The 25,702-nt window shown below is 72.2% G+C and carries 22 protein-coding genes and 2 pseudogenes; 8 read left to right on the top strand and 16 right to left on the bottom strand.

Translation table 11 applies throughout. The annotated features are described in order from the left end of the window. The first annotated feature begins 8 nt into the window (after positions 1 to 8). From ACFWRT_RS35495 to ACFWRT_RS35480, 4 genes are all read left to right on the top strand, one after another. Entirely contained in the window at positions 9 to 1,154 is a 1,146-nt protein-coding gene (locus ACFWRT_RS35495) for a bifunctional 2-methylcitrate synthase/citrate synthase (RefSeq protein WP_380955253.1), read from the top strand. 95 nt (positions 1,155 to 1,249) lie between these two features. Continuing rightward, the gene (locus tag ACFWRT_RS35490) at positions 1,250 to 2,314 is read left to right on the top strand and encodes a lipoate--protein ligase family protein (RefSeq protein ID WP_380955252.1); all 1,065 of its coding nucleotides are present in this window, start codon (positions 1,250 to 1,252) and stop codon (positions 2,312 to 2,314) included. Positions 2,315 to 2,378: 64 nt separating this feature from the next. Then, entirely contained in the window at positions 2,379 to 3,248 is an 870-nt protein-coding gene (locus ACFWRT_RS35485; RefSeq protein ID WP_380955251.1) for an oxygenase MpaB family protein, read from the top strand. A 79-nt stretch (positions 3,249 to 3,327) separates the two neighbouring features. Then, a complete protein-coding gene (locus ACFWRT_RS35480) occupies positions 3,328 to 5,007 on the top strand; it encodes an FAD-dependent monooxygenase (RefSeq protein WP_380955250.1) in 1,680 nt (559 codons plus the stop codon). Positions 5,008 to 5,065: 58 nt separating this feature from the next. Here the strand turns inward: ACFWRT_RS35480 and ACFWRT_RS35475 are convergent, their stop codons facing one another. From ACFWRT_RS35475 to ACFWRT_RS35455, 5 genes and pseudogenes are all read right to left on the bottom strand, one after another. Beyond that, a complete protein-coding gene (locus ACFWRT_RS35475) occupies positions 5,066 to 5,728 on the bottom strand; it encodes a fasciclin domain-containing protein (RefSeq protein WP_380955249.1) in 663 nt (220 codons plus the stop codon). A gap of 71 nt (positions 5,729 to 5,799) precedes the next feature. Beyond that, entirely contained in the window at positions 5,800 to 7,395 is a 1,596-nt protein-coding gene (locus ACFWRT_RS35470) for a molybdopterin-dependent oxidoreductase (RefSeq protein WP_380955248.1), read from the bottom strand. 197 nt (positions 7,396 to 7,592) lie between these two features. Next, positions 7,593 to 9,815 carry an NADP-dependent isocitrate dehydrogenase gene (locus ACFWRT_RS35465; RefSeq protein WP_380955247.1) on the bottom strand — a complete coding sequence of 741 codons (2,223 nt, stop codon included), beginning with the start codon at positions 9,813 to 9,815 and terminating at the stop codon, positions 7,593 to 7,595. 105 nt (positions 9,816 to 9,920) lie between these two features. Continuing rightward, positions 9,921 to 10,142, bottom strand: a pseudogene (locus ACFWRT_RS35460) (response regulator transcription factor); the annotation flags it as partial. A 2-nt stretch (positions 10,143 to 10,144) separates the two neighbouring features. After that, positions 10,145 to 10,441 (bottom strand): annotated as a pseudogene (locus ACFWRT_RS35455) (sensor histidine kinase); the annotation flags it as partial. Between ACFWRT_RS35455 and ACFWRT_RS35450 the strand changes: the two are divergent. After that, on the top strand, positions 10,347 to 10,685 hold the full coding sequence (locus ACFWRT_RS35450) for a hypothetical protein (RefSeq protein ID WP_381121417.1): 339 nt from the start codon (positions 10,347 to 10,349) through the stop codon (positions 10,683 to 10,685). The pseudogene ACFWRT_RS35455 and the gene ACFWRT_RS35450 sit on opposite strands and share 95 nt — an antisense overlap. Before the next feature lie 10 nt (positions 10,686 to 10,695). Here the strand turns inward: ACFWRT_RS35450 and ACFWRT_RS35445 are convergent, their stop codons facing one another. Continuing rightward, entirely contained in the window at positions 10,696 to 12,237 is a 1,542-nt protein-coding gene (locus ACFWRT_RS35445) for an amidase (protein WP_380955246.1), read from the bottom strand. Between the two features lie 194 nt (positions 12,238 to 12,431). Next, positions 12,432 to 12,824 carry a hypothetical protein gene (locus ACFWRT_RS35440; protein WP_380955245.1) on the bottom strand — a complete coding sequence of 131 codons (393 nt, stop codon included), beginning with the start codon at positions 12,822 to 12,824 and terminating at the stop codon, positions 12,432 to 12,434. 227 nt (positions 12,825 to 13,051) lie between these two features. Here ACFWRT_RS35440 and ACFWRT_RS35435 point away from each other — a divergent pair, with 227 nt between their 5' ends. Next, positions 13,052 to 13,813 (top strand): hypothetical protein, encoded by a 762-nt coding sequence (locus tag ACFWRT_RS35435; protein WP_380955244.1) that lies wholly within the window; start codon positions 13,052 to 13,054, stop codon positions 13,811 to 13,813. A gap of 99 nt (positions 13,814 to 13,912) precedes the next feature. On the opposite strand, the gene ACFWRT_RS35430 is transcribed toward ACFWRT_RS35435, so the two are convergent. The 5 genes from ACFWRT_RS35430 to ACFWRT_RS35410 form a co-directional block, all read right to left on the bottom strand. Then, positions 13,913 to 15,475: an NCS1 family nucleobase:cation symporter-1 gene (locus ACFWRT_RS35430; protein ID WP_380955243.1), complete on the bottom strand. Its 1,563-nt coding sequence runs from the start codon at positions 15,473 to 15,475 to the stop codon at positions 13,913 to 13,915. 75 nt (positions 15,476 to 15,550) lie between these two features. After that, a complete protein-coding gene (locus tag ACFWRT_RS35425) occupies positions 15,551 to 16,552 on the bottom strand; it encodes a TIGR03842 family LLM class F420-dependent oxidoreductase (protein ID WP_380955241.1) in 1,002 nt (333 codons plus the stop codon). 10 nt (positions 16,553 to 16,562) lie between these two features. Next, a complete protein-coding gene (gene hydA / locus ACFWRT_RS35420; RefSeq protein ID WP_380955240.1) occupies positions 16,563 to 17,963 on the bottom strand; it encodes a dihydropyrimidinase in 1,401 nt (466 codons plus the stop codon). Between the two features lie 212 nt (positions 17,964 to 18,175). After that, positions 18,176 to 19,459 (bottom strand): aspartate aminotransferase family protein, encoded by a 1,284-nt coding sequence (locus tag ACFWRT_RS35415; RefSeq protein ID WP_380955238.1) that lies wholly within the window; start codon positions 19,457 to 19,459, stop codon positions 18,176 to 18,178. Further along, on the bottom strand, positions 19,456 to 20,298 hold the full coding sequence (locus ACFWRT_RS35410) for a nitrilase-related carbon-nitrogen hydrolase (RefSeq protein WP_380955236.1): 843 nt from the start codon (positions 20,296 to 20,298) through the stop codon (positions 19,456 to 19,458). Before ACFWRT_RS35410 ends, ACFWRT_RS35415 begins: the two co-directional genes overlap by 4 nt. A 344-nt stretch (positions 20,299 to 20,642) precedes the next feature. Between ACFWRT_RS35410 and ACFWRT_RS35405 the strand changes: the two genes are divergently transcribed. Continuing rightward, on the top strand, positions 20,643 to 21,689 hold the full coding sequence (locus ACFWRT_RS35405; RefSeq protein ID WP_380955234.1) for an aldo/keto reductase: 1,047 nt from the start codon (positions 20,643 to 20,645) through the stop codon (positions 21,687 to 21,689). Positions 21,690 to 21,716: 27 nt separating this feature from the next. Here ACFWRT_RS35405 and ACFWRT_RS35400 read toward each other — a convergent pair whose 3' ends face one another. From ACFWRT_RS35400 to ACFWRT_RS35390, 3 genes are all read right to left on the bottom strand, one after another. Next, positions 21,717 to 23,063, bottom strand: a complete 1,347-nt coding sequence (locus ACFWRT_RS35400; protein ID WP_380955232.1) for a hypothetical protein — start codon at positions 23,061 to 23,063, stop codon at positions 21,717 to 21,719. Positions 23,064 to 23,269: 206 nt separating this feature from the next. Further along, positions 23,270 to 23,650: a PPOX class F420-dependent oxidoreductase gene (locus ACFWRT_RS35395; RefSeq protein WP_380955230.1), complete on the bottom strand. Its 381-nt coding sequence runs from the start codon at positions 23,648 to 23,650 to the stop codon at positions 23,270 to 23,272. 28 nt (positions 23,651 to 23,678) lie between these two features. Beyond that, the gene (locus tag ACFWRT_RS35390; RefSeq protein ID WP_380955229.1) at positions 23,679 to 23,975 is read right to left on the bottom strand and encodes a helix-turn-helix domain-containing protein; all 297 of its coding nucleotides are present in this window, start codon (positions 23,973 to 23,975) and stop codon (positions 23,679 to 23,681) included. Positions 23,976 to 24,048: 73 nt separating this feature from the next. On the opposite strand from ACFWRT_RS35390, the gene map reads away from it, so the two are divergent. Then, positions 24,049 to 24,816 (top strand): type I methionyl aminopeptidase, encoded by a 768-nt coding sequence (gene map / locus ACFWRT_RS35385; protein WP_380955228.1) that lies wholly within the window; start codon positions 24,049 to 24,051, stop codon positions 24,814 to 24,816. 18 nt (positions 24,817 to 24,834) lie between these two features. Here the strand turns inward: map and ACFWRT_RS35380 are convergent, their stop codons facing one another. Next, a complete protein-coding gene (locus ACFWRT_RS35380; RefSeq protein WP_380955226.1) occupies positions 24,835 to 25,572 on the bottom strand; it encodes a glycoside hydrolase family 75 protein in 738 nt (245 codons plus the stop codon). Positions 25,573 to 25,702 lie beyond the last annotated feature (130 nt).

Genomic DNA, 25,702 nt, shown 5'->3' with positions numbered 1-25,702 from the left:
GGTTCACCATGCCCGCACCCGCCACCCCCGAGATCCACCGCGGTCTCGCCGGGGTCGCCGTCGACACCACCGCCATCTCCACCGTCATCCAGGAGACCAACTCCCTGACCTACCGCGGCTATCCGGTTCAGGACCTGGCCGCCCGCTGCTCCTTCGAGGAGGTCGCGTACCTGCTCTGGTACGGCGAGCTGCCCGGCACCGCCGAGCTGACGGCCTTCGCCGCCCGCGAGCGGGCGCTGCGGCCGCTGGACCGCACCACGGCCGAGCTGCTGGCCCGGCTGCCTCGGACCTGCCACCCGATGGACGTGCTGCGGACGGCGGTGAGCTTCTTCGGGTCGGAGGACCCGACCGAGGAGGACGACAGCACCGCCGCCCACCACGCCAAGTCCCTGGCTCTGCTCGCCAAGTTGCCGGTCGTGGTCGCCGCCGACCACCGCCGCCGGCACGGGCTCGCCCCGGTCCCGCCGGACCCGTCGCTCGGGTACGCGGAGAACTTCTTCCGGATGTGCTTCGGGAGCGTGCCGGATCCGGAGGTGGTGCGCTGCTTCGAGGTCTCGCTGATCCTCTACGCCGAACACAGCTTCAACGCCTCGACGTTCACCGCCCGGGTCGTCACCTCCACCCTCTCCGACCTCTACAGCGCGGTGACGGCGGCGATCGGGGCGCTGAAGGGGCCGCTGCACGGCGGGGCCAACGAGGCCGTGATGCACATGCTCAACGAGATCGGTGACCCGGACAGGGCGGAGGAGTGGCTCGACGCGGCACTCGCCGACCGGCGGAAGATCATGGGGTTCGGCCACCGCGTCTACCGGCACGGCGACTCCCGCGTACCGATCATGCAGGAGGCCACCGACCGGCTGGTGGCGCGCGCCGGCGACCCGGACGTGACCCGGCTGGCCACGCTGCACGCCGCGCTCCGCCACGCCATGATCAGCCGCAAGGGCATCCACCCCAACCTGGACTACCCGGCCGGGCTCGCCTACCACCTGATGGGGTTCGACATCGCGGCCTTCACCCCGATCTTCGTGATGAGCCGGATCACCGGATGGACCGCGCACATCAGCGAGCAGCTCGAACACAACGCGCTGATCCGCCCGCTCGGCGTCTACAACGGACCCGACCAGCGCATGGTCCCGGCGCGCACCGACACATGAGCGGGGGATGATCGAAGCGCCGGCGCGCGTTATAGCCGGATGTGTCCGGCTCATCACCGAGCCGGGCGACGAGATTCCGAGCAGGAGGCGGCGCTGTGCACGGTGAGTACAAGGTTCCCGGCGGCAAGCTGGTCGTGGTGGACCTGGACGTGGAGGGCGGGGCGCTGCGGAACGTCCGCGTGGCCGGGGACTTCTTCCTGGAACCCGACGAGGCGATCCTCGCGATCGACGCGGCGCTGGAGGGCGCCCCGGCCACCACGGACACCGCCGGGCTCGGGGCCCGGATCGAGGCGGCGCTGCCCGACTCCACGGTGATGCTCGGGCTGAGTGCGGAGGGCGTCGCCATCGCCGTACGCCGGGCGCTGGCGCAGGCCACGGAGTGGAGCGACTACGACTGGCAGTTGATCCATGACGCGCCTCAGTCGCCCGCGCTGCACATGGCACTGGACGAGGTGATCACCGCCGAGGTGGCGGCGGGGGTGCGGCCGCCGACGCTGCGGGTCTGGGAGTGGGACTCCCCCGCCGTGATCATCGGCAGCTTCCAGTCGCTGCGCAACGAGGTCGACCCGGCGGGCGTGGAGCGGCACGGTGTGAACGTCGTACGCCGGATCTCCGGCGGCGGCGCGATGTTCGCCGAGCCGAGCTCCACCATCACCTACTCGCTGGCCGTGCCGCAGTCCCTCGTCTCGGGGCTCTCCTTCGCCGACAGTTACGCCTATCTGGACGACTGGGTCCTCGAAGCGCTGGCGGACATGGGCATCAAGGCCTGGTACCAGCCGCTCAACGACATCGCCACCGAGGTCGGCAAGATCGCCGGGGCGGCCCAGAAGCGGGTGGTGGGGCCGGACGGCGGGCCGGGGGCCGTGCTGCACCACGTGACGATGGCGTACGACATCGACGCCGACAAGATGCTGGAGGTGCTCCGCATCGGCAAGGAGAAGATGTCGGACAAGGGCACCCGGTCGGCGAAGAAGCGCGTCGACCCGCTGCGCCGGCAGACCGGCCTGCCCCGCCAGGTCGTGATCGAGCGGATGATCGACTCCTTCCGCAAGCGCCACGGCCTCACGGACGGCCGCGTGACGGACGCGGAGCTGGCGCGCGCCGAGGAGCTCGTACGGACGAAGTTCGCGACGGAGGAGTGGACGGCCCGGGTGCCGTAGGGGGTGTCCCACCGACGGCCCGGGTGCCGTAGGGGGTGTCCCTCGGCCCCGCATACTGGGAGGCATGGACACAGCGCAGCCAGACTCCGGGGTACGGGAACGGCTCGGCCGGGCCCTGTTCTCCCGGGTGGCGGGGCCCTCCGGGCCGGAGAACCGGGCCCGGATCCACAACACGCCCGGCCCCCGCTGGTTCGGCCCGGACCGGCCGGTGCGCCGGGTGCACGGGGACGCGTCCATGTTCATCGGCGGGCTGCGCGCCCTGCTCCTCCAGTCGCTGCACCCCCTCGCCATGGCCGCCGTCGCGGGCCACTCCGGGTTCAAGGGCGATCCGTGGGGGCGGCTCCAGCGGACCAGTACGTTCCTGGCGGTGACCACGTTCGGCACGGCCGACCACGCCCAGGAGGCGGTGGACCGCGTACGGTCCGTGCACGAGCGGGTACGCGGGACCGCCCCCTCCGGGGAGCCGTACCACGCGGCCGATCCGCACCTCCTGTGCTGGGTGCACATCGCCGAGGTGGACAGCTTCCTCCGCGCCCACCAGCGGTACGGGGCACGGCCGTTGGACGGTGCCGGCTGTGACGGGTACATCCACGACATGGCGACCGTGGCCCACGCCCTCGGCATCCCCGACCCGCCGCACGACCGGGCGGAGCTGGCCGCCCGGATCGCCGCCTACCGCCCGGAGCTGCGCCCCACCCAGGAGGCCCTGGACGCGGCCCGCTTCATCCTTCTGCACCCGCCGCTGCCCTGGGCGGCCCGTCCCCCGTACGCCGTACTCGCCGCCAACGCCGTGGCCGCGCTCCCGCCGTGGGCCCGGGAGCCGCTGCGGCTGCCCCGGGTGCCGGGGGTCGAGGAGGTCTGCGTACGCCCTGCCGGGAAGGCCCTGACCCGGACCATCCGGTGGGCGATGACCCCGCCGCCCCCGCCCGCCTGACCCTCCGGGTGCCGAGGCCGGCCTGCGGCAGGACGATGGAGGGGACCGTACGCAGGGGGGCCCACGGCGGGAGGCCCCGGTGGCGCGCAGCGAAACGACGGTACGCAGCGCATCGACGGCAAGCGGCGCATCGACCGACGTACTCATCGCGGGCGCCGGCCCGGTCGGGCTGACGCTCGCCGCCGAGCTGCGGCGCTCGGGCGTCTCCTGCCGGATCGTGGACCGCCTGCCCGCCCGGCTGCCGTACGCCAAGGCGGTGGGCGTCCAGCCGCGCACCCTGGAGCTCTTCGACCGGATGGGGCTGGTGCGGGAGGTGCTGGACGCGGCGGTCCCGATGCGCGGACAGCTCAGTTACGTGAACGGGGCCGAGCAGGGCCGGATCGAGCTGGTCCTCCCGCCCGAGGTGCCGTACGGCTTCGCCGCGCTGCCGCAGTACGAGACGGAACGCGTCCTGGAAGAGTTCCTCGGGGGGTTCGGCACCGGGATCGAGCGCTCGACGGAGCTGGTGGCGTTCGCGCAGGACCCGGCGGGGGTGACCAGTCGGCTGAGGTCGTCGTCCGGCGGCGCGGTGGTGGAGGAGGAGGAGGTCCGGTCCCGGTTCCTGGTGGGGTGCGACGGGGCGCACAGCGTGGTCCGCAAGGCGCTCGGGCTCTCCTTCGAGGGCGGGGCGTTCCCGGAGGAGTACATGCTGGCCGATGTGGAGGTGGGGTGGGGGCTGCCGCCCGGGTACGGGGTGCGGTCGATGCACCGGGGCGAGGACGGCACCATCGATGACCTGCTGGTCTGCATCCCGTTGCCGGGCGAGGGCCGCTACCGGATGTCGATGCTGGTGCCGCCGGAGCTGTCGGCGGACCGACCGGCCTCCGGTGACGGTGTGGCCCACGGCCTCGAAAGCGGTACGGCGCCCGCTCTCGCCGACATCCAGAAGGTCCTGGACCGGCTGGCGCCGGAGCCGGTCACCGCGTCCGCACTGCGCTGGTCCTCGGTGTTCCGGATCAGCCACCGGCTGGTGGACCGGTACGGGGAGGGCCGGGTGTTCGTCGCCGGGGACGCGGCGCACATCCATCCGCCGACCGGCGCCCAGGGCATGAACACCGGGATCCAGGACGCCTGCAACCTGGCGTGGAAGCTGGCCCCGGCGGTCGGGGACGGGGCCCACGCGGGCCTGTTGCCGAGCTACGACGCGGAGCGGCACCCGGTGGGCGAGGAGGTGGTGGGCCGGACGGTGCGCCATGCCGCCGAGGGTGTGCAGGCCGATCCGGAGGCCCCGGAGACGCTGCTGCTCCGCGAGGCCCAACTGCTGGTGAACTACCGGGAGAGCCCGCTCGTGACGCCGCTGCCGCCCGGGGACGAGGCCGTGCTCCGGCCCGGCGACCGGGCCCCGGACTGCGGCGGCCTCACGGGAGACATCGCCGCATACCCGGTGCGCCTGTTCGACCTGCTGCGCGGGCGCGGTCACGTCCTGCTGGTGTACGGGCACCACCCGGCCGGCGACACGCCCGCCGATCTCGCTTCAGCGGCACGGGAGGTGACCGACGGCCGGATGGACACGTGCCGGATCCTGCCCGCCGACACGCCGCCGGACGAGGCGACGGGACTTCCGCATCACCACGACAGCCGGGGCGAGTTCGCACGGCAGTACGGGGTGGAGGAGGGCGGGGCGTTCGTCGTACGTCCGGACGGCTACCTCGGCGCCTGCCTCCGGCCGCCCACGGTCGGGCAGTTGAAGGAGGCGCTGGGAAGGGTCTTCGGCCGGTGAGGGCAGGAGCCCCGCCGCGGGAATGATGGCCGTCCTCCCGCAGCGGGGCTGTCTTCGGTTACTTCGGCATCAGCACCGAGTCGATGATGTAGACGGTGGCGTTGGCGGTCGGCACGTTGCCGCAGACCACGTTGGCGCTGTCGTTGACCTTGTACGACTCACCGGAGCCGGCCGTGGTCAGCGTGCTCTTCTGAAGGGTGTCGAAGGTACCGCTCTCGAGCTGCTGCGGGGTGAGCTTCTGACCCACGACGTGGTAGGTGAGGATCTCGGTGAGCTTGGCCTTGTCATTGAGGACCGCGTCCAGGTCGGCCTTCGGGATCTTGGCGAAGGCGTCGTTGGTCGGGGCGAACACCGTGATGTTCTCGGCGTTGTTGAGGGTGTCGACCAGACCGGCCTTCTGAACGGCGGCGACCAGCGTGGAGAGCGCCGGGTTGTTGGACGCGGCGGTGGCGACCGGGTCCTTGGCCATGCCGTCGAAGCTGCCCGCACCGTCCTTCGGAACGCCGGCGCAGGCCGGCCCGAACGGCTTGTCCATGGTGGCGCCGTCGTCGGCGGCCGGCGCGGACTCCTCGGGGGTGGACTCCTCGGGGGTGGAGCCCGCGGCGGAGGAGCTGTCGGAGGCCTTGTCCGAGCCGGAGTCGGAGCAGGCGGTCAGCGTGAGGGGGAGCATCACGGCGGCGACGACGGCGACGGCTGCGCGGCGGTGGCGAAGGGCGTTCATGGAATTCTCCTGAGTCGTTCGTGAGGGGAAACGGAATGACGTACTGCTACGGGGAGGCCTGTCGGGCGGGGTCAGTCCACGGTGACCACCACCGAGTGCCAGCCACTGGCACCGTCCGGGACGGTCTTGGTGCGCTTCTCGGTCTGGACCTCGCCCGTGCCGTCCGTGGCGCGGACGGTGAGGGTGTGGCCCCCGGGGGTGGCCTTCCAGGGGTAGGACCACTGGCGCCAGGTGTCGACGGTGTCCTGCTCGGCCAGTTGGGCCGGGCGCCACGGGCCGTCGTCGACGCGGATCTCGACCTTCTCGATTCCGCGGTGCTGGGCCCAGGCCACTCCGGCGACCATGACCGTGCCGGCCTCGGGGCGCCCGAAGGGCTTGGGGGTGTCGATGCGGGACTGGGTCTTGATGGGGGCCTTGCGGGCCCACTTGCGCTTGACCCAGTACGCGTCGTAGTCGTCGAAGGTCGTGAGCTCGATCTCCTCGATCCACTTGCAGGCCGAGACGTACCCGTACAGGCCGGGGACGAGCATGCGGACGGGGAACCCGTGGATGAAGGGGAGCGGTTCGCCGTTCATGCCGACGGCGAGCATCGCGTCCCGGCCGTCCATGACGTCCTCGACGGGGGTGCCGAGCGTCATCCCGTCCACCGAGCGGGCGATGATCTGGTCCGCCTTGCCGCCCCTGGACGGCGGCTTGACGCCCGCCTCCTTGAGCAGGTCGGACAGGCGGACGCCGATCCACTTGGCGTGGCCGATGTAGGGGCCGCCGACCTCGTTGGAGACGCAGCAGAGGGTGATCTCGCGCTCGATCAGGGGCCGGTCCAGCAGGTCCTGGTAGCTGAACTCCAGGTCCCGGCGCACGCCCTTGCCGTGGATGCGCAGCCGCCAGGAGTTGGCGTCGACCTTGGGGACCACCAGGGCGGTGTCCACGCGGTAGAACTTGTTGTTGGGGGTGGTGAACGGGGGGAGGCCGGGCACCCGCAGCTGTGCTCCGGCCGGGATGGGCTTCGCGGGCGAGGCCGGGGCGGGGAGCCGGGCCGACTCACGGGAGGCGACGGCGTCCTGGGCGCTGCGGCCGTTGAGGGTCCGGCCGACCGCTCCCGCCACGGTGGAGGCGGCGGCCGCGGCGGTGGCGGCGATGAGGAAGCCGCGCCGGTCCCAGCCGCTCTCCTCGTGGGCCTCCTGCTCCTCTCCCGCGATCCGGCGCGGCTGGGTGAGCCTGCCGATGAGGACGTACAGGAGGACCGCCCCGGCCACCGCGCCGACCAGCGACGGAAGTCCGTCGACCACGCCGGTGGAGTCGGGGCGGCTGACGGCCGAGGCGGCGCCGACCACGCCGAAGGCGAGGACGACGGCGGAGCCCGTACGGCGGTGGCGCAGCGCCAACAGGCCGACGGCGAGGGCGAAGAGGGCGAGCGTGACGACGATGCCGAGCTGCAGGACGAGCTTGTCGTTCTCGCCGAAGTTCCGGATCGCGAAATCCTTCACCGGGGCGGGCGTGCGGTCGATGGCCGCTCCGCCGACCGCTGTCACGGGGCTCGCCTCGGGCCTGACGGCCGCCGAGACGAGTTCGGCGACGGTCAGTGCGGCGAATCCCGCAAGCAGTCCGCTCAGGGCTGCGAGCGTTCCGCGGGTCAGGGCTGTCCGGGTGATCCTCACGGTCGTCATTCGGAGCCGTGGGCGAGGCGGATTGGTCGTTCACCCGATCACGTGAAACTGGAGGGTCCGCAGTGCGTCGGGGGCGTACGTGGGTTAGAGGGGCCGGAGAGGTGCGCGGGACCCCGGAGACGCGAACCGCCCCGGCAGGCACAGGGCCTACCGGGGCGGAGCGGAGTGAGGGCGGACGCCGCCACCCTCACCTCATGTCAGGCGAGCGACGCGATCGCCTTGTTGAACGTGGCGGACGGGCGCATGATCGCCTCGGCCTTGGCCGGGTCGGGCTGGTAGTAGCCGCCGATCTCGGCCGGGGAGCCCTGCACCGCGACCAGTTCGGCGACGATGGTCTCCTCCTGCTCGGCCAGCGTCTTGGCGAGCGCCGCGAACGCCTCGGCGAGCTTGGCGTCGTCGGTCTGCTGCGCCAGCTCCTGGGCCCAGTACAGGGCCAGATAGAAGTGGCTGCCGCGGTTGTCGATACCGCCGAGGCGGCGGCTCGGGGACTTGTCCTCGTTGAGGAACGTGCCGGTCGCCCGGTCCAGGGTGTCGGCGAGGACCTGCGCCCGCGCGTTGTCCGTGGTGGTGGCCAGGTGCTCGAAGCTGACCGCGAGGGCCAGGAACTCGCCCAGGCTGTCCCAGCGGAGGTAGTTCTCCTTGACGAGCTGCTGGACGTGCTTGGGGGCCGAGCCGCCGGCGCCGGTCTCGAAGAGGCCGCCGCCGTTCATGAGCGGGACGACGGAGAGCATCTTCGCGCTGGTGCCGAGCTCCAGGATCGGGAAGAGGTCGGTGAGGTAGTCACGCAGCACGTTGCCGGTGACGGAGATGGTGTCCTCGCCGCGGCGGATGCGCTCCAGGGAGAAGGCGGTGGCCTCGACCGGCGACTTGACGGTGATGTCCAGGCCGTCCGTGTCGTGGTCGGCGAGGTACGTCGTCACCTTGGCGATCAGGTTGGCGTCGTGGGCGCGGTCCCCGTCCAGCCAGAACACGGCCGGGTTGCCGGTGGCGCGGGCGCGGGTGACGGCGAGCTTGACCCAGTCCTGGATCGGCGCGTCCTTGGTCTGGCACATCCGGAAGATGTCTCCGGCGCCGACGGCCTGCTCCAGCAGGGCGTTGCCGTCGGCGTCGACGACGCGCACGGTGCCGGTGGCGGGGATCTCGAAGGTCTTGTCGTGGCTGCCGTACTCCTCGGCCTTCTGCGCCATCAGACCGACGTTGGGCACCGAGCCCATGGTGGCGGGGTCGAAGGCGCCGTTGGCGCGGCAGTCGTCGATGACGACCTGGTAGACACCGGCGTAGCTGCTGTCCGGGAGGACGGCGATGGTGTCGGCCTCGTTGCCGTCCGGGCCCCACATGTGGCCGGAGGTGCGGATCATGGCCGGCATGGAGGCGTCGACGATGACGTCGCTGGGGACGTGCAGGTTGGTGATGCCCTTGTCGGAGTCGACCATCGCGAGGGCCGGGCCCTCGGCGAGCTCGGCCTCGAAGGACGCCTGGATCTCGGCGCCGACGCCCGACAGCGAGTCGAGGCCCTTGAGGATGCCGCCCAGGCCGTCGTTGGGGGTCAGGCCGGCGGCGGCGAGCTGGTCGCCGTACTTGGCGAAGGTGTTGGGGAAGAAGGCGCGGACCGCGTGGCCGAAGATGATCGGGTCGGAGACCTTCATCATGGTGGCCTTGAGGTGCACGGAGAAGAGCACGCCCTCGGCCTTGGCGCGGGCGACCTGCGCGGTGAAGAACTCGCGCAGCGCGGCGACGCGCATGACGGCCGCGTCGACGACCTCGCCCTTGAGTACGGGTACGGACTCACGCAGCACGGTGGTGGTGCCGTCGTCGCCGTGCAGCTCGATGCGGAGCGAGCCGTCCTCGGCGATGACCGCGGACTTCTCGGTGGAGCGGAAGTCGTCGACGCCCATGGTGGCGACGTTCGTCTTCGAGTCGGCGCTCCAGGCGCCCATGCGGTGCGGGTGGGCCTTGGCGTAGTTCTTGACGGACGCGGGGGCGCGGCGGTCGGAGTTGCCCTCGCGCAGCACCGGGTTCACGGCGCTGCCCTTGACCTTGTCGTACCGGGCGCGGACGTCCTTGTCCTCGTCGGTGCGCGGGTCGTCCGGGTAGTCCGGGAGCGCGTAGCCCTGCTCCTGGAGCTCGGCGATCGCGGCCTTGAGCTGCGGGATCGACGCCGAGATGTTCGGCAGCTTGATGATGTTCGCGCCGGGGGTCCTGGCCAGCTCGCCGAGCTCGGCGAGTGCGTCATCGATACGCTGCTCGGCCTTCAGCCGCTCCGGGAAACTGGCGATGATCCGGCCCGCGAGGGAGATGTCACGGCGCTCGACCGTGACGCCTGCGGTCGAGGCGTAGGCCTCGATCACGGGCAGGAACGAGTAGGTCGCCAGGGCAGGGGCCTCGTCGGTGTGCGTATAGATGATGGTCGAGTCAGTCACCGGGTGCTCCGCTCCACGTCTGCAACATTGCTTGACATCAAGATATCTCGTCACCGCCCGTGGCTCCACAAGGGCCCCGCACCGCTTCCCGGCACCCGGAGTGCGTCACCGGCCGGCCACCCCGTCCCGCTCCGCCCGTGAGCGGGGCTCGACCAGCCCGGACTCGTACGCGAACACCACGAGCTTGGCCCTGTCGCGGGCGCCGAGCTTGATCATCGCGCGGCTGACATGGGTTTTGGCGGTGTACGGACTGACCACCATGTGGACGGCGATCTCCTCGTTGCTGAGACCACGGGCCGCCAAGGCGGTGACCTCCCGCTCACGGCGGGCCCCGCCCGGCGCAACGCGGCTTCCTCCTTGGTTCGTTCGGCGTCCAGGGCTCGCTGTTCCGTCCGCCGCAGATAGGCCTGCCAGTTCTTGTCGATGGGACCGGTGACGCCGGCGCAGAGGAACCAGCCGAGCAGCAGCAGGATCCGCTCGGAGGTCTCCCCGGCACCGGCCGCAGAGGCGAGGAGGACCGCGAGGTATCCGGTGAGGAAGACCGCCCCGGCCGTGATGCCATACGCCCGGTGGCTGCTGCGGGCGGCCGCGTGCACGGCGACGACAACCGGGAAGGCCGTCCACGCACAGATCACCCGCGACGTCGGCATCACGCCCCTGCCGCTGAGCGGTGACGGGCTCCCGGACCGGGCGGAGCGGCCTGGGGCCCGGCTGGCGCTGCTCGCGGCCCGGGCCCCGTACCGGATCACCGCCGAGGACGTGGCGGCCTGGCGGGTGGAGCCATTCACCGATCACTGCCTCGTACACCTGGTGGCGTTCGGCGCGATGCTCGCCGTGGAGCGGGTGGAGGCGGGGATGGCCAGGGCGTGAGCGGTGTCCGTCAGACCGGCGGGCGGTGCTCGTACCAGCGCAGGTCGTCCTCCAGTTGGGCGGCCAGGGCGATCAGGCGCTCCTCACCGCGGGAGGGGCCGAGGAACTGGGCGCCGACGGGGAGGCCGGAGCGGGTGAAGCCGGCCGGGACGTTGATGCCGGGCCAGCCGAGGACGTTCCACGGCCAGGCGTAGGGGCAGGCGGCGGCCATGGTGACGTCGGTGCGCCAGGCGCTGAGCTGGTCGAAGGTGCCGATACGGGGCGGGGGCGCGGCGGTCGTGGGGGTGAGGAGGACGTCGTACGCGTCGAAGAGGCCGCCGATCCGGCGGTGCTGGCGCACCTCACGGGCCCGGGCCGCCCGCACCACCCGGCCGCCGAGCCGCGTCCCGGTCCGCAGGGCGCTGCGGGTACGGGGGTCCAGGAGGGCCGGTTCGGGGTGGCGGGCGGCGAACTCGGCGATGCCGGCCGTGGCGCGGGGCACGAAGGTGAGGCCGATCAGCCCGTACCGGGGGCGGGCCTCCTCGACGTGGTGGCCGAGGCGGGCCAGGGTCTCGGCGAGGGCGGTGACGGCCCGGCGTACCTCGGGGTCGGGTCCGGCGCCGGTGAGGGTGAGCGGGGGCCGCCAGGCGAGGGCGATCCGGAGGCGGCCCGGGTCCCGGCGGGCGGCGTCGAAGGCGCGGACGGCGGGCGGGCGGTGGAAGTCGTCGGGGTGCGCGCCGGCGGCCGCGTCCAGCAGGAGCGCCGCGTCGGCCACCGTACGGGCGAGCGGGCCGTTGACCGTGAGGCCCTGGAAGGCGTCGTGGTGCGGGTGGACCGAGACGCGACCGCGCTGGGGCTTGATCCCGACGAGGTGGGTCCAGGCGGCGGGGATGCGGACGGAGCCGGCGCCGTCCGAGCCGAGGGCCGCGGGGACCAGCCCGGCCGCGACGGCGGCGGCCGATCCGCCGGAGGAGCCGCCGGGGGTGTGGGCGGTGTTCCAGGGGTTGCGGGTGGCACCGAAGGCGGGGCCCTCGGTGAACGGCCACTGGCCCAGCTCGCAGGAGTTGGTCTTGCCGACGATGACGGCCCCGGCGGCGCGCAGCCTCCGTACCGCCTCGCTGTCGGTGGTGACCGGCGGCCGTTCGCCGTCGCAGCCGAAGTGGGTGGGCAGGCCCGCCACATCGGTGTCGTCCTTGACGGCGACCGGGACGCCGAGGAGCGGCAGCCGCTCCCCCGCAGCGAGCCTCCGGTCGGCCTCGGCGGCCTCCGCGAGGGCGGCTTCGGCCCGCAGGTGGCGGAAGGCGTTGAGGGTGGGCTGCGCGGCCTCGATCCGGGCGAGGGCGGCGGCGACGAGTGCGGTGGAGGTGGTGGTGGAGTCGGCGAGCAGCCGCGCGCTCTCCGCGAGGCCGGGCACCGGGGCGGGACGCGGGGTGTGGCCGGGGCGCTCGGAGTGCTGGGGGTGCTCGGGACGCTGGGGGTGCTCGGGACGCTGGGGGTGCTCGGGACGTTGAGCGTGCTCTGGGTGCGACCGTACGGCCGGGCCGGTCTGCTCGGTGGGCTCCGCTGAGGACATGGGCGTGCCGCCTCCCTCGTGGCCGCAGGGTCGGCCGGTCGTCCCGGCCGGTACCCACACGTACTTACTGGAGGGTAACGAGAGGAGGCGGCACGCTCAACCGTTGCGGCCAGGACGGCCGCTCCGGCTGCCGTGGCGTTACGGGCTGCCGTGGTCTTACTGGGTTGCCTTGGCGTTACTGGGTTGCCTTGGCGTTACGGGCGGACGTGGATCTCGCCGATGCCCGTGCCGATCTTCCCGCAGTGCGCGGTGGACTGGCCCGACTGGCCGGGCCTCAGCGTGACGCGGTTGCCGTCGACGTCCGGTGCCCAGCCGCAGACCAGGTGGACCCAGAAGGCCTGCGTCTGGTTCCCGTTGTTGCGACAGAGCGCGAAGCCCGTGTACTCGTCGATGGCGTGCTTACCGGTGTCGCAGGAGAGACCGGGCGGAATCGCGGCCGGCGCGGCGGCCGGCGTCGCGGTCGCCGAGGTGACCGGGATCGCCAGCGCGAGCGCCGTCGACATGACGGCGAGCGCCCGCAGGACGGACCGGGACCGCGCCCCCGTGGCCGCGCCACCCTTGTTCCTCGTCCCCGTGAACAGGTTCATGGTTCTCCTTCGTCGGACGTGCCTGCGCGTACGTGACCTTCGTGGTGCGTCCGTACGTGATCCCGGGCGGGATCACCGCAGCTTTGCCCACGCTCCGTGGCCGAAAACACCGCCTCACTTCACTCTCCGTACGCGCGCCGGGCGGCGCCCCCGCTCCCGGCGTACGCTCGAATGTGCTGGTCACTCCGGTTCGCACGCCCTGACCGGGGCCTTTTCGAGGAGGCGACGTGAGCGGACACCGTTGGACCGCACGGGCGGCGGCGGGCGCGGCGGCCGTCGCTCTCACCATGACGGGTGGCGCGGTCGCGCAGGCTGACGACGACATCTCCTCGCTCACCGCCGAACAGATCGCGGACCGCTCGCGCGACGCCCTGCTCGGGGTCTCCTCCCTGCATCTGAGCGCCCGGGGCGATCTCGACGGGAGCGGCGACCGGATGAGCGTCGACCTCACGCTCGACCGGGCGGGCAACTGCGCGGGCGGCGTCGACATGGGCGAGGACGGCTCGGTGGAGATCGTGAAGCGCGCCGACGATGTCTGGCTGAAGCCGGACAAGGCGTTCTGGGAGACCCATGTCCCGATCGGCGGCTCCACCTTCGACGCGATCCTCGACGGCCGCTACATGAAGGCGAAGGCCGACGATCCCCGGCTGATCACGGTGACCGAGGTGTGCGATCTCGACACCTTCCGCGAGCTGATCGCGGACAACCCCGACGCCACCGAGCGCGGCACGCTGACGAAGGGCCGGGAGACCGAGGTGAACGGTGCGCCCGTCATCCCGGTGACCCGCGCCCAGGGGACCGAGCGGCTGACGGTGGACGTGGCCACCGAGGGCGAGCCGTACCCGGTGCGGATCACCGTGCGAGGGGCGGACGAGGAGGGGACCGTGACCTTCTCCGGCTTCGACCGGCCGGTGCCCTCCGAGACTCCGGCGGCGTCCGAGACGGTGGATGTGACGGCTCTGCTGGGCCGCAGCGTCAAACCGGTGTGAGCGCGGCCCAGCGAAGTGGTGGGACCTGCGGGTACGCCACAGGCCCGGCCGACGGCCCCCGAAAAGGACGGCCACCGACCGAGCCTGACGGCATGTCACTCACTCCCCTGCCCGGCGCTCCCGCCCGGTCAGTGCCACGTACAGCAGCAGCGAGGAGGCGAGCCCGACCGCCCAGCCGTAGTCGGCGAGCGGCTTGAGGAACGGGATCAGCCCGTCGGCCGGGAAGGGCCCCTTCCCGGGCGCCGAGTGGGAGCCGCCCACCGCCAGGACGCCGCCCACCGCGAAGGCCGCCACCGCCCGCCAGTTCCAGCCGCCCCGGTACCAGTAGCGGCCGCCGGGCCGGTAGAGGTCGGCCAGGTCCAGGACGGTGCGGCGGACGAACCAGTAGTCCGCGATCAGGATGCCCGCCACCGTACCGAGCAGCCCGCCGACCAGCCCCAGCCAGGTGAAGATGTACAGCTCGGGCGTCTCCGTGAGCTTCCACGGCATGATGACGACCCCGACCACGCCCGTGATCAGCGCCCCGCCCTTGAAGCTGATGAACCTCGGCGCGAGGTTGGCCAGGTCGTACGCCGGGGAGACCACGTTCGCCGCGATGTTCACGGAGATCGTCGCGATCAGCACGGTGACCAGGCCGAAGAGGAGCCCGAAGACGTTGTCCGTGCGGGCGACGAGCTGGACCGGGTCCCAGATGGCGACCCCGTACACCGCCTGCGAGCCGGAGGTGACGAAGACCGACAGCAGGGCGAAGAAGGTCATCGTGGTCGGCAGACCCAGCGACTGCCCCCAGATCTGGGCACGTTGGCCCGCGCCGAAGCGGGTGAAGTCGGGGATGTTGAGGGAGAGCGTCGCCCAGAAGGCGATCATGCCCATCAGCGACGGGAAGAACACCGGCCAGAAGTCGGCGCCCCAGCCGAGCGCGGACGGCTGGTCCAGCAGCGGACCGAAGCCGCCCGCCTTGACCGCGACCCAGACGAGCAGGGCGACGGCCCCGACCAGGACGAAGGGCGCCGCCCAGTTCTCGAACCGGCGCAGGGCGTCCATCCCCCGGTAGATGATGGCCAGTTCGAGCGCCCAGAAGAGCGTGAAGCAGAGCCAGAGCGTCCACGGCTGGCCGCCGATCTCCCCGGCGTTCGCCCAGCCGCCGAAGACCTTGCCGAGCAGGGTGAAGATCCCGACGCCGCCGATCCAGGTCTGGATGCCGAACCAGGCACAGGCGACGGCGGCCCGGATCAGGGCGGGCAGATTGGCGCCGCGCAGCCCGAAGGAGGCGCGGGCCAGGACCGGGAAGGGGATGCCGTACTTGGGTCCGGCGTGCCCGGTGAGCAGCATCGGGGCGAGCACGATCAGGTTGGCGAGCGCGATGGTGAACACGGCCTGTTTCCCGTCCATGCCGAGCGCCACCAGACCGGAGGCGAGCAGCCAGGACGGGATGTTGTGGGCCATCCCGATCCACAGGGCCGCGAAGTTGTACGTCGTCCAGGTGCGCCGCTCCACGGGGACGGGGAGCAGGTCGTCGTTGGCGAAGCGGGCGTCGTCGGGGACGTATCCGTGGGCGAGTTCGACGCGGCCGGTCGCGGCGGTGGCGGCGCCCGTTCCGGGTATCGCGTCGTGCGGGGACGGGGGTGGGGTGGGTGGAGTGGGTGGGACGGTGGCGGTCATGGCGGCTGAGCCCTTCGCTCGGGAGCGGTGCCGTGCGGGGCGGTGCGGGCGGGGGCCTCTGAAGTGGTGTGGTCCTCAGGCGTTCAACGCGGGGATGATCGTGGACCCGTACGCGTCGATGGTCGCCTCGCGCGCGTCGTGCATGTTGTACACGGCGAACTGGTCGACGCCCATGTCCCGCAGCGCCCGGAGCTTCTCGATGTGCGCCTCGGCGGGTCCCAGCAGGCAGAACCGGTCGACGATCTCGTCGGGGACGAAGGCGGTGTCCGGGTTGCCGGTGCGGCCGTGGTGGCTGTAGTCGTAGCCGGAGCGGCCCGCGATGTACGCGGTCAGCTCGTCCGGCACCATCCCCGAGTGTTCGCCGTAGCGGGCGACCAGGTCGGCCACGTGGTTGCCGACCATCCCGCCGAACCAGCGGCACTGCTCACGGGCGCGGTCGAGGTCGTCGCCGACGTAGGCGGGCGCGGCGACGCAGATGGTGACGGAGTCCGGGTCCCGGCCGGCGTCGGACGCCGCGTCCCGTACCGCCTTGATCATCCACTCGGTGAGGAAGGGGTCCGCGAGCTGGAGGATGAAGCCGTCGGCCTTCTGGCCGGCCAGCGCGAGGGCCTTGGGCCCGTACGCCGCCATCCACACCGGCAGCCGCCCGTCCTTCACCCACGGGATCTGCACCGGCTGCCCGTCGACCGTGGCCTCCCGGCCCTCGGCGAGGTCCCGGATGACGTCGATGGCCTCGCCCAGCCGGGCCAGCGTGTTGGGCCGGCGGCCCGCGACGCGCATCGCGGAGTCGCCGCGCCCGATTCCGCACACCGTGCGGTTGCCGTACATGTCGTTGAGGGTGGCGAAGGTGGAGGCGGTCACCTCCCAGGTGCGGGTGCCCGGGTTGGTGACCATCGGGCCGACGGTCATCCGGTCGGTGTGCTCCAGGATGCGGCTGTAGATGACGAACGGCTCCTGCCAGAGCACCGCCGAGTCGAAGGTCCAGCCGTAGCGGAAGCCGTTGCGCTCGGCGCGGCGCATCAGGCCGACGACGGCGGAGGCGGGCGGGTCGGTCTGGAGGACGAGTCCGAAGTCCATGCGGGATCTCCTAGTCGAGGTACTGACTGGTGGCACGCGGGGTGTACATGCCGTGTCCGGCGCGTCCGGTGAACTTCCGTCCGTCGAGCACGAGTTCGCCGCGCGAGAGGACCGTCTCGACCTGGCCGGTGATCCGTTTGCCCTCGTACGCCGAGTAGTCGACGTTCATGTGGTGCGTCTCGGCGGAGAGGGTCTGCTCGGCGTGCGGGTCGTAGATGACGATGTCCGCGTCGGCACCCGGGGCGATGGTGCCCTTCTTCGGGTACAGGCCGAACATCCGGGCCGGGGAGGCGCAGGCGATCTCGATCCAGCGGCGGCGGGTGATGCGCCCGTCCACGACGGCCTGGTGCAGCAGGTCCATGCGGTGCTCGACACCCGGCATACCGTTGGGGATCTTGGAGAAGTCGCCGCGGCCCATCTCCTTCTGGCCGGAGAAGCAGAAGGGGCAGTGGTCGGTGGAGACGACCTGGAGTTCGTTGTTCCGCAGGCCCCGCCACAGGGTCTCCTGGTGCTCCTTGGGGCGCAGCGGGGTGGAGCAGACGTACTTGGCGCCCTCGAAGTCGGGCTCGGCGAGGTTGTCGGTGGAGAGGAACAGGTACTGCGGACAGGTCTCGCCGAAGACCGGCAGCCCCTTGTGGCGGGCGGCGGCGATCTCCTCCACGGCCTCGTCGGCGGAGACGTGGACGACGTAGAGGGGTGATCCCGCGACCCGGGCGAGCTGGATCGCGCGGTGGGTGGCCTCGGCCTCCAGGGCGACCTTGCGGACGTCTCCGTGGTAGCGCGGGTCGGTGCGGCCGGCGGCGAGGGCCTGCTCGACCAGGACGTCGATGGCGATGCCGTTCTCGGCGTGCATCATGATCAACCCGCCGTTGCCGGAGGCCTGTTGCATGGCCCGCAGGATCTGGCCGTCGTCGGAGTAGAAGACACCCGGGTACGCCATGAACAGCTTGAAGGACGTGACGCCTTCGGCGACGAGGCGGTCCATCTCCTTGAGCGAGGAGGGGTTCACGTCGGCGAGGATCATGTGGAAGGCGTAGTCGATGGCGCAGTTGCCGTCGGCCTTCGCGTACCAGGCGTCGAGCCCTTCGCGCAGGGACTTCCCCACGCTCTGGATCGCGAAGTCCACGATGGTGGTGGTACCGCCCCAGGCGGCGGCCCGGGTGCCGGTCTCGAAGGTGTCGGCGGCGTACGTCCCGCCGAACGGCATCTCCATGTGGGTGTGCCCGTCCACACCGCCCGGGATGACGTACTTGCCGGTGGCGTCGATGGTGCGGTCGGCGCTCCAGCTCTCCGCGGCGTCGGTGCCGTGTGCGGCGAGTGCGGCGACGCGCCCGCCCTCGACGAGGACGTCGGCGTGGATCTCGTCGGACGCGGTGACGACCAGACCACCGCGGATGACGGTGCGGCTCATGGGTACCTCCTCGCTGGGGCGGTACGGGGGCCCTGCGCAGGGCCCCCGCACGCTGTTCGGTCGGCGCTCGTACGGGTGCTGAGGGAGCGCCCGCGCGGCGCTGGGTTCGGCACTCGCACGGTGATCGGTGAGCGCTCGCACGGTGATCGGTGAGCGCCCGTACGGTGATCGGTGAGCGCCCGTACGTCGTTGGGTCGGCGCTCGTACGGTGTTCAGTCGGCGGCGTGCAAGGCGTCGGCGAGGACCGACGCGCCCTCCTCCGCCTCGGCGACGGTCAACGTCAGGGGCGGGGCGATCCGCAGCACGCTGGTGTTGTGGCCGCCGCCCTTGCCGATGAGCAGCCCGCCCGCGCGCGCCGCCTCCAGGACGGCCGCGGCCGCCTCCGGGTGCGCCTCGTCCGTACCGGGCTTCACCAGCTCGATGCCGATCATCAGCCCCCGGCCGCGCACTTCGCGTACGGCGGCGGATCCGGCCGCGATCCCCCGCAGCCGCTCGATGAGGAGCCCGCCCACGCGCCGCGCGTTGCCCTGGAGGTCGTGCTCCAGGTGGTACGAGAGGTTGGCCAGGCCGGCCGCCATGGTGACGGGTGAACCGCCGAACGTGGAGATGGAGTTGGCGTCCAGGCAGTTCATCACCTCCGCGCGGGCGACGACTCCGCCGATGGACATGCCGTTGCCGATGCCCTTGGCGAAGGTGAGGATGTCCGGCGGGCCGTGCTCGGCGTGCGCCTGCCAGCCCCAGAAGTGCTCGCCGGTCCGTCCCCACCCGGTCTGCACCTCGTCGGAGATCCACAACACGCCGTGCCGGTCCAGGACTTCGCGGAACGCGGCGAAGAGTCCGTCGGGCGGCGAGGTGAAGCCGCCGACGCCCTGGATGGGTTCCGCGATGAGCGCCGCGGCCTCCCGGGTGTGGCCGAGGAGGTCCTCCAGATCGGCGACGCACGCCCGGATGAACCGTTCGTCGCTCAACTCCGCGTACGGGCCCCGGCTTCGGACGCCCCCGTGGACGTACAGCGTCTGGAGCGGGGAGAGGGTCGTGGGCGACCAGGCGTGGTTTCCGGTGATGGAGACGGCGGAGAACGAGCGGCCGTGGTAGCTGTTGCGCATCGCGAGGATCTGGTTGGACCTGCGGTACGCGGTGGCGAGCAGCAGCGCGGTGTCGTTCGCCTCGGTGCCCGAGGTGGTGAAGAAGACCCGGGCGTCCGGGATGCCGGAGAGGGTGGCGATCCGCTCGGCCAGCTCCACCATGGGGCGGTTGAGGTAGAGCGTGGAGGAGTGGATGATCCGCCCGGCCTGCTCGGAGATGGCCTTGGTGACCTCGGGCAGGGCGTGGGCGGTCATGGTGGTGAGGATGCCGCCGAAGAAGTCGAGGTAGCGGTTGCCCTCGGCGTCCCAGACGTACCGGCCCTCGCCATGGGTGAGTTCGATGGGGTGGCGGTAGTAGAGGGCCAGCCACTCGGGGCTGACGGCGAGGTGGCGCTCATGCAGTCCGCTCACGGCTCCACCAGCCCGTCGTAGGCGTCGGGTCGTCGGTCCCGGTAGAAGGCCCACTGCTGGCGGACCTCCTCGATCAGGCCGAAGTCCAGGTCGCGGACGAGGAGTTCCTCCTCCTTGTCACTGGCGACCTCCCCGACGAACTGGCCGCGCGGGTCGACGAAGTAGCTCGTGCCGTAGAAGTCGTTGTCGCCGTACTCCTCCTGGCCGACCCGGTTGATCGCGGCGACGAAGTACTCGTTGGCGACGGCGGACGCGGGCTGTTCGAGCTGCCAGAGGTAGCCGGAGAGGCCGCGCGAGGTGGCGGACGGGTTGTAGACCAACTGGGCTCCGTTGAGCCCGAGTTGGCGCCACCCCTCGGGGAAGTGCCGGTCGTAGCAGATGTAGACGCCGACCTTGCCGACGGCGGTGTCGAAGACCGGCCAGCCGGCGTTCCCGGGCTTGAAGTAGTACTTCTCCCAGAATCCCTTGACCTGCGGGATGTGGTGCTTGCGGTACTTGCCGAGGTACGAGCCGTCGGCGTCGATCACGGCGGCGGTGTTGTAGTAGAAGCCGGACTGCTCGACCTCGAAGACCGGGACGACGATGACCATGCCGGTGTCGCGGGCCAGGTCCTGCATCCGGCGGACGGTCGGCCCGTCCGGGACCGGTTCGGCCCAGCGGTAGTGCTCGGGCTCCTGGACCTGGCAGAAGTAGGGGGCGTTGAACACCTCCTGGAACCCGATGATCTTCGCCCCCTGCCGGGCGGCCTCGCGCGCATGGTCCTCATGCTTGGCGATCATGGATTCGGTGTCGCCGGTCCAGGTCGCCTGGACGAGTGCGGCGCGTACGACGTGGGACATGAGCTGCTCCTTCGACGCGGCGTCAGAGAGCCTCTACGCGTTTTCTACGCACGTAGATCGGTGCATGGATGGAGAACGTAAGCCCCTCCGTCCGGCGGGGCAAGACCATCGCCGTGAACCGGCTGAGTCGATCATGTTTCGCACCCGAGCGGTCCACAACGGCCACGGTACGCATCGTTCCGCGCATATGCGGCGCGTCACGCGGAATCCTGAGGGAGTTGCCCTGAAGTGCGCTCCAGCTCATAGCCTGCGGGCGTCAGTGGGTATCACCCGGCGTCGCCTGGCGTCATGTGGCGTCGTCCGGCGTCACGTGCCATCGGTCGTCGAGCGAAAAGGATCCTTACATGCGCTGCACACTCTTCGGCAGGACCGGTCTGCGCGTCAGCGAGCTCGCGCTGGGCGCCATGACCCTGGGCCGGCACGAATCCGGCCACGCGGCGGTACGCGAGACCTCCGGGCGGATCCTGGACGCCTACGTGGAGGCGGGCGGCAATTTCCTGGACACGGCCGACATCTACGCGGGCGGCACCTCCGAGACGGTCCTGGGCGAGCTGCTGGGCGACCGCCGCGACGCGCTCGTCCTCGCCAGCAAGTACACCTGTGCGACCCGGCCGGGCGACGTCAACTCCGGGGGCAACCACCGCAAGAACCTGGTGCAGTCCGTGGAGGCGAGCCTGCGGCGGCTGCGGACGGACCGGCTGGATGTCCTCTGGGTGCACGCCCGGGACAACTTCACCCCGGTCGAGGAGGTCATGCGCGCCCTCGACGACCTCGTCCGGACGGGCAAGGTGCTGTACGTGGGGGTGTCCGACTGGCCTGCCTGGGAGATCGCCCAGGCCAGTACGGTCGCCGAGCTCCGCGGCTGGACGCCGTTCACCGGTTCGCAATTGCGCTACAGCCTGCTGGAGCGCACCCCGGAGCGTGAACTGCTCCCGCAGGCCCGCGCGTTCGACCAGGCCGTGTTCGCCTGGAGTCCGCTCGCCCGGGGCCGCCTCACGGGTGGCCGGGAGGAGGAGGCGGCGGCGGGTCGGCCGGACGAAGTGGAGCTGCGCGCGCGGGAGACCGTGCGGACCGTGGTGGAGATCGCCCGGGAGGGCGGCTGGAGCCCGGCCGCCGTGGCGCTCGCCTGGCTGCGCGCCCGGCCGGGCAACGTCGTCCCGATCCTGGGCCCCTCCACCCCGGACCAGCTCACCGACGCCCTCGGCTGCCTGGACGTGGAGCTGGACGTGGACGCCGTGGACCGGCTGGACACGGTGAGCCGGGTGCCGCTGGGCTTCCCGCACGACTTCCTGCGGGACGAGTCGGTGCGCGAGACGGTGTACGGGGACCGCTGGACGGCCATCGAGGACCGGCGCTCGACCTATCGGCGGACGACCTTCGGGGTGCTCTGAGCCCTCACCGGCGGCCGCCCCCGCCCCTCACACCCCCGGCACCCCCGCCACCCGCAGCGCGTGGACCAGGTCCCACTCCCGTTCCACCGACACCTCGCGGGCCGCCGCCAGCAGGTGCGGCAGGACCCGGTTCCCGTCGCCGCCCGCCAGTTCGGCCGCCTCCTGCGGCGTACGTACGCGGACGAAGGCGCCGAGCAGCGCCCGCGCCTCGCCCTCGCGGCCGGCGCCGTCCAGGGCGAGGACCGCCTCGGCGACCTCGGCGGCGGGCCTGGCCACCCCCTGCCGGAGCAGCAGCCCGCAGTCCTCGTCCCGGCCCGCCGCGGCCAGCGCCCCCGCCGCCGCGGCGAACCCGGCGGGCGGCAGCGAGGACGCCTCCCAGAGCAGGGTCGTCCAGTCGGCGGCCAGGCCGGCCCGGTACAGGGCGACCGCCAGCACCGGCAGCCGGGGCGCGGGCCAGGCCGCCACCTCGCAGAGCACCACATGGGCCTCGCCGCTGCGCCCCTCCGCCCGCAGCCGGACGAGCCGCCCGACGGCTGCGGCGACGGCCTCTCCGGCCCCGGGGTCCGGCAGGGCGGCCGGGGCGGGGGCCGCCTCCGCCGCCTCCGCCGGCCCCCCGCCGAAGCGGGCGCCGCGCGGGGCGGAGCCGCCCTCCGACGGGGGCGCGGGCAGGGCGGGCACGGGCGAGGGGGCGTACGCGGTCGCCTCCTCGTCGTCCACATCGAGACCGGCGAACCGGGCACCGCGCGGCTTCTTGCGCCGGGGCGCGGGCTCAGGAGCGGAGGCGGAACCGGGACCGAAAGCGGCGGCGGGTCTACGCGACCGGGACCGGGACTTGGACCGCCCCAGCACTTCAGCGCCCCCTGACACAGGCGCGGGCTCCGGCACAGGGTTCGGTACGGAATCCGGCACCACCTCCCGCTCCGCGCCCACCTCAAGGCGCGGATGCGGAACCGTCACCGCCGCCAGCCGCCCCCGCAGCTCCGCGCACCGGGCCGAGGCGCGCCGGTGGTCGTCGTGGGCCCAGGCGAGCGCATCCGGGTCGGCCGGGTCCACACCCCCCGCCCCGGCCGCGCGCAGCCGTTCCGCCGCCCGGCCCTGCTCGCGGATCATCAACGCCAGCCGGTGCACCAGCTCCTGGCGCCCACCGGGCCGCCGGTCGTGGGCGGCCGCGGAGGCGGAGTACAGCGCGGCGGCCCGTACCGACGCCTGCTCGGCGAAGTACGTGCCGTGAAGCGCGGCGAGATCGGCGAACAGTGACTCCACCACATCCCAGGGCGGTATCTCCACACCCTCCAGGCAGGATCGCATGCCCTCCGGGTCGCGCCGGGTGAAGACCCCGTACCACCCGCGTCCGGGGTCGAGCCGTGCCGTCATCTCGCGTAGGTACTGCGCGAACGTTCCTACATCCACCGCATGCTGATGCACCGTCACCGCAATCGTCGCCCTCGCCGACCGTCGACCGGAGCCTTCCGGTCCGGAGGCATTCGACCGCAGGTGTGTTACGGGGCGGCTACGCGCAGCTTTCGTCCGCGCTGCGGCGGGTGCACGGGGCCGACGTCGCGCGCCCACAAGACCCGCCGTCAGAAGGTGACGGCGATCCCGGTGTGCGGGCGCTTGCCGCGGCGGGCGACGGTGGCGGGCCAGTCGACGAGCCAGAACTTCCAGGTGTACTTGCGGGCCAGCAGCTTGCGCACCGCGCCGGTCTCGTCGGCGTCGAGGAGGCGCGCGGTGCCCTCGGCGCTCGGGGCGCCCTCGGCGATCCTGCCGCGTACATCGCAGACGGTGACGAGCACGTCGGTGTTGTTCCGGAGCCGCTTGACCTTCCATGAGTCGGAGCGGGTCCACACGTAGAGCACCTCGCCCTCGGCCGCGGCCCATACGGGCGTGGCGACGGGCGTGCCGTCCTTGCGGTAGGTGGTCAGGCTGACGTATTCGCTGCGCGCGAAGTCCTGGAGAGTCACGGACGCGACCCTACGCATCGGACGCCCGTTACGCGATCAGGGGTACGACGACGGGTTCGCCGGACTCGGCGCACTCGGCAGGCTCCAGGGCGCACCGGCCGAGCAGCTCGTCCATGGAGAGGCCGAGCGCCCCGGCGAGCGCGGCAACGGTGAAGAAGGCGGGGGTCGGGGCGCGGCCGGTCTCGATCTTGCGGAGGGTCTCGGCGGAGATCCCGGCGCTCGCCGCGACGGCGACCATGCTGCGCTCCCCACGCGCCTCGCGGAGCAGCCGGCCGAGCCGTTCGCCGCGGAGGCGCTCTTCAGGGGTGAGAGGGGTACGGACCATGAGCCCACTCTACTACGGTTCACCATTCTTATACCGTCATTACTATACCGCTCCGACCGGTATAGTAATGGGCATGGTGCACATCAAGACAGACACATCCATCGAAGCCATGCGCGAGTCCGGACGCGTCGTCGCGCGGATCCTGGCCCGCGCCCAGGAGGTCGCGGCGATCGGCGTGACCCCGCGCGAGCTGGACGAGGCGGCCCGCGAGGTGCTGCGCGAGGCGGGGGCCTCCTCGCCGTTCCTGAACTACCAGCCGCACTTCGCGCCGACCCCGTTCCCGGCCGTCATCTGCGTCTCCGTGAACGACGCCGTCGTGCACGGCATCCCCTCCGCCGAACCGCTGCGCGACGGGGACCTGGTCAGCGTGGACGCGGGCGCACTCCTCGGCGGCTGGGCGGGCGACGCGGCGGTCAGCTTCACCGTCGGTGAGGCCCGCCCCGCCGACACCGAACTGATCGGCGCGGCCACCACCGCGCTGGAGGCGGGCATCGCGGCGGCGGTCGTCGGCAACCGGATCGGCGACATCGCCCATGCCATCGGCACGGTCTGCCGCAAGGCGGGCTACGGCATCCTCGACGGGTACGGCGGCCACGGCATCGGCCGTTCGATGCACGAGGACCCCTCCGTGCCGAACGAGGGACGGCCCGGGCGCGGCATGCCGCTGCGCCACGGGATGGTCCTCGCGATCGAGCCCATGCTGCTGGCCGGCGGCCTCGACGAGTTCCGCCACGACCCGGACGGCTGGACGCTGCGGACGACCGACGGCAGCCGGGCCGCGCACGCCGAGCACACGGTGGCCATCACGGACGCCGGCCCGCGCGTCCTCACCGCGCTCTGAGGACTCCCGCGACAGTTCTCAGCGGCCGACGAACGCCCTCGCCAGCGCCTCGCCACGGCGCTCCGCCGTGGCGCGGCTCTCGATCGGTGAGCTGCGGGAGTCCTTGAACGCGATGTACGTGACACCGGACGCGGCCCCGCCGGTCGTCGGGTGCGGGTCGATGGACAGCTCCTCCGCCAGTGCGTACGAGCCCTCGCCGATGATCGCGGCGGGCCCGGTGTCGCCGATGACGGCGTACCGCACCTGGCCCCGGTGGATCACGGCGACGACGCTGCCGCCGGTCAGCCCGGACTTCCGGTAGTCCCAGATCCGGCCCGGCGCGGGCACCACGACGAACGGCAGCCGGGCCGAGTCCAGCGGCTTGCCGCGCGAGGTCGTGAACGCGGTCTGCGGCTGGAAGTAGGGGTCGGTCTTCGTGTTGCAGGCCTTGGTCCTGCGGCCGTCGCAGTCGATGTCCATGTCGGCCTTCCAGAACACGGCGTCCGTGGTGCCGCAGACGGGGACGGTGGCCTTGGCGCGGTTGGCGTCCGTGCGGTACTTGCCCCGCGAGATCTGCCGGCAGGAACGGACCTCGGCGAGCAGCTCGTCGGCGCTCACCGGCAGATCCGCACCGACCGCCGTGTCCGCGACGGCTGTGTCCGGCGGGGTGTCAGGTACGGGCACGTCGGCGGTGGCGGGCAGGGCCGCCGGGCCGAGCAGGGCGGCGGCGCAGGCGGCCGAGGTGGCGGCGGTCAGAGCGAACGTTCGGGTGCGCATCGTGGGGGACGGCCCTTCCAGTCGACCGGAGGGACCCGTGCGGCTCCTCCTCGGCTGCCGGCGCGGGATCTCCGGCTCTCCCCTCCCCCGGCGGCGGGACCGGTCGTACGCGGTGTGCACCGCGTACGAC

Source organism: Streptomyces cyaneofuscatus (assembly GCF_042718795.1).
GTDB lineage: Bacteria > Actinomycetota > Actinomycetes > Streptomycetales > Streptomycetaceae > Streptomyces > Streptomyces cyaneofuscatus_A.
This window is presented reverse-complemented; position numbering and strand designations above follow the sequence as displayed.